The 2,484-nt window shown below is 56.0% G+C and carries 6 protein-coding genes; 4 read left to right on the top strand and 2 right to left on the bottom strand.

Annotation, left to right across the window (positions count from 1 at the left end; genetic code table 11):
- The 4 genes from A3220_RS17125 to A3220_RS16165 form a co-directional block, all read left to right on the top strand.
- A partial coding sequence (locus A3220_RS17125; RefSeq protein WP_164834407.1) for a zinc ribbon domain-containing protein occupies positions 1–138 on the top strand: 138 nt, incomplete at its 5' end.
- A 171-nt stretch (positions 139–309) separates the two neighbouring features.
- Positions 310–615 (top strand): aspartate/glutamate racemase family protein, encoded by a 306-nt coding sequence (locus A3220_RS16155; protein ID WP_062375967.1) that lies wholly within the window; start codon positions 310–312, stop codon positions 613–615.
- 75 nt (positions 616–690) lie between these two features.
- Positions 691–954, top strand: coding sequence for a BrnT family toxin (locus tag A3220_RS16160; RefSeq protein WP_058578261.1), 264 nt, complete (start codon positions 691–693; stop codon positions 952–954).
- Positions 944–1,213, top strand: a complete 270-nt coding sequence (locus A3220_RS16165) for a hypothetical protein (protein ID WP_044628897.1) — start codon at positions 944–946, stop codon at positions 1,211–1,213. Before A3220_RS16160 ends, A3220_RS16165 begins: the two co-directional genes overlap by 11 nt.
- A gap of 32 nt (positions 1,214–1,245) precedes the next feature.
- Here the strand turns inward: A3220_RS16165 and A3220_RS16170 are convergent, their stop codons facing one another.
- Positions 1,246–1,839, bottom strand: a complete 594-nt coding sequence (locus tag A3220_RS16170; RefSeq protein WP_252860508.1) for a hypothetical protein — start codon at positions 1,837–1,839, stop codon at positions 1,246–1,248.
- A 12-nt stretch (positions 1,840–1,851) separates the two neighbouring features.
- Positions 1,852–1,998, bottom strand: coding sequence for a hypothetical protein (locus A3220_RS18080; RefSeq protein WP_228219730.1), 147 nt, complete (start codon positions 1,996–1,998; stop codon positions 1,852–1,854).
- Positions 1,999–2,484: the final 486 nt, after the last annotated feature.

Raw genomic sequence — 2,484 nt, forward strand, 5'->3', positions numbered from 1 at the left:
GTGCTGGAATCACTACCGCTGAATGTTCGCACCTGGGACTGCCCAGATTGCGGTACTCAGGGCATCGACCGCGACGTGAATGCGGCCCGCAACATTCTGCAAGCAGGCACCGCGCTATTAGCCGGTGCAGATGGTTGAAAGATCATACCGAGGGGCACTCGGGAATGTACGCCTGTGGAGTTTGTGTAAGACCAGCAGTGCCAAGGCATTGAAGGCAACGAACATCGAAGCAGGAACCAGGAAGGTAACGACCTGGGAATCCCCTTCCTTTCCGCTGCAAGGCGGCAGCGCAAGCTGAGGGAGGGGAGGATGTCAAATCGAGCGTTTGCAGCGCCACGGTATCGAAGTAGTGGTGCCTACCGAACCACAGCGCGAGCGCGTGCACACGTGATCTACCAGGAGCTGTGCCTGGGCGTGGTGAAAGCAGAGGCCAAAGCCGACTACCTGGCGATCATCGAGGCGCTTGCCGAGCGCGGCGCGCAGGGAGTGATTCTAGGCTGCACCGAAATTGGCCTGCTGGTTCAACAGGCCAACACTCCCATGCCGCTCTTCGATACGACCGAGATTCATGCTGAGCAGGCGGTGCAGTGGGCGCTGGGGCATGGTTTTGTATAAAGCCTGCTGCAGTAACGGCATTGCTTTCGGCTTTAGAATCTTGTTGAGTGAGTAAAAAAGGAATAATTTATACTCATGAACGAGTTCGAGTTTGACGTCAACAAAAGTCAGGCCAACCTGACAAAGCACGGTATTGATTTTGAAGCGGCACAAGCGCTGTGGAAGGATCCATATCTGCTAGAAATTCGCGCAAAATCCGAGGGCGAACCAAGGTTTTTACTAATCGGTATGATCAGTGAAAAACATTGGTCGGCAGTCGTCACCTACCGAGAAGAGCGTATTCGGCTGATTTCTGTTAGACGCTCCCGCAAGAAGGAGGTAGACATCTATGAAAGCTAAAGATTTCGATAAAAAATTCGATGAAAATCAAGATGATGTTCTCGATGATCTAGACTTTTCCACTGCTCGACGGGTGAATCAGGAGCAAAAGCGGATTAACGTAGATTTTCCTGCATGGGTAGTGGAGTCACTAGACCGTGAGGCTGCGAGAATGGGTGTTACCCGTCAGTCGATTATCAAGGTTTGGTTAGTGGAGCGTCTGCAAGCTGAAGCGGCTCATAAACCTCATGGCCATAACTCAGTAGGGGGACCTCACTAGCGCTGGCCTCTTGGAGGCCAGCGCTCCACCGCTTACTCCAAAAACGCCCGCAGCGTATCGCTGGCTTGCTCGATGGCCACCACGCCATCCAGGTGGCCTCGGTTGCCTTCCAGCGTTTCTAGCGCCACCTCAGTGCCGTCGGCTTCGATCAGCTCGGCGGTGCGGCGTACGCCCTCGGGGGCGAAGACCAAGTCGTTCTCGCTATACAGCATCAATGTGGGGGCTTCGATGGCGGCCAGCCCCGCTTCCAGCGAGTCGCCGTAGCCAGCCATGAAGGTCTGGTTGGCGCGCACCAGGTAGAGCAGGTGGTTGGCATCGGAAAGCGCTGCACGGGCGGCGGCGATGTCATCCAGGGTTTGTTCGATGGCATAGCGGGCGGTGATGTCCTGGGCGGGGGCGCGCGCGTCGTCGGCCCAATCTCGGTTGAACGCTTCGTTGGCCCACTGCCAGTGGTTGGCATTGAGCGTCACCAGCTTCAGCGCCTCTTTGAGCCCGTCGGTGGATGGCTCGCCATCAGCCCCATAGCGGCCTGCCGCATGGCTAGTGCCGGAGAAAAAGTGGGTAATCAGAATCGCGTTGTCGCGGGCTTCGTTAAGCTCGCCGTAGGCTTCCCAGCCTACCGTCACGTTGGGAATTGTCTAGCCGCCCTGAGTGGTAAAGCTCTCCATCTCGAACGTCTGCTTCTCGACCACGCCATCCCAGACCCATAGAGGCGTGGCCAACAGCAGGCCAAGGCTAGTGAACGAGGCGACCGTCACTAGCGCGAATGGTTGCTTGCGTCGCATACGCTTTCCTTTTTTGAGGGGTTATTGTGATTGTTTTTAGGGCTGCTTATCGCAGCCACTCCCTCAGCATAGATAGCGTTAGAGGATTTTGAACGGATTGAGCCCATTGGCCTGCTGCATTAGTAGGAAGCAACGGTTAGTATTTCAATTCTTAAGAAGAGTTATTGGTCGGGTAGACCGGACGATTGCTCGTTCCGGCCCCCCACAGATCCGAGCGTGCGCGATTGACGCACTCGGCTCCTCAACCGTCAGGTTCACACGAAGGACGCTCGGTGCACGATTCTCGCTCGCGGTAACGGGAGTGTCAGCAACAGTTGCCTTGCCTTCTCCCACGGGAACCATCCTCTCTGTGATCGCCTCCTGAGCCACTTGATCCAGGTTGTCTGAACCCTGTATTGGAGCGTTGCAGAGACTCGATGTTGTGGGTTATCCCGTAGTACGCATAGTGCCCCATACCTTTCGACAGAGTTGGCGGTGCTGATCACG

The organism is Halomonas sp. KX33721, from assembly GCF_001596805.1.
Taxonomy (GTDB): domain Bacteria; phylum Pseudomonadota; class Gammaproteobacteria; order Pseudomonadales; family Halomonadaceae; genus Vreelandella; species Vreelandella aquamarina.

Excerpts from the sequence above, each read along its gene's own strand:
- A3220_RS16160 (WP_058578261.1), top strand. The coding sequence starts at position 691 with ATGAACGAGTTCGAGTTTGACGTCAACAAAAGTCAGGCCAACCTGACA.
- A3220_RS16155 (WP_062375967.1), top strand. The coding sequence starts at position 310 with ATGTCAAATCGAGCGTTTGCAGCGCCACGGTATCGAAGTAGTGGTGCC.
- A3220_RS18080 (WP_228219730.1), bottom strand. The coding sequence starts at position 1,998 with ATGCGACGCAAGCAACCATTCGCGCTAGTGACGGTCGCCTCGTTCACT.
- A3220_RS16165 (WP_044628897.1), top strand. The coding sequence starts at position 944 with ATGAAAGCTAAAGATTTCGATAAAAAATTCGATGAAAATCAAGATGAT.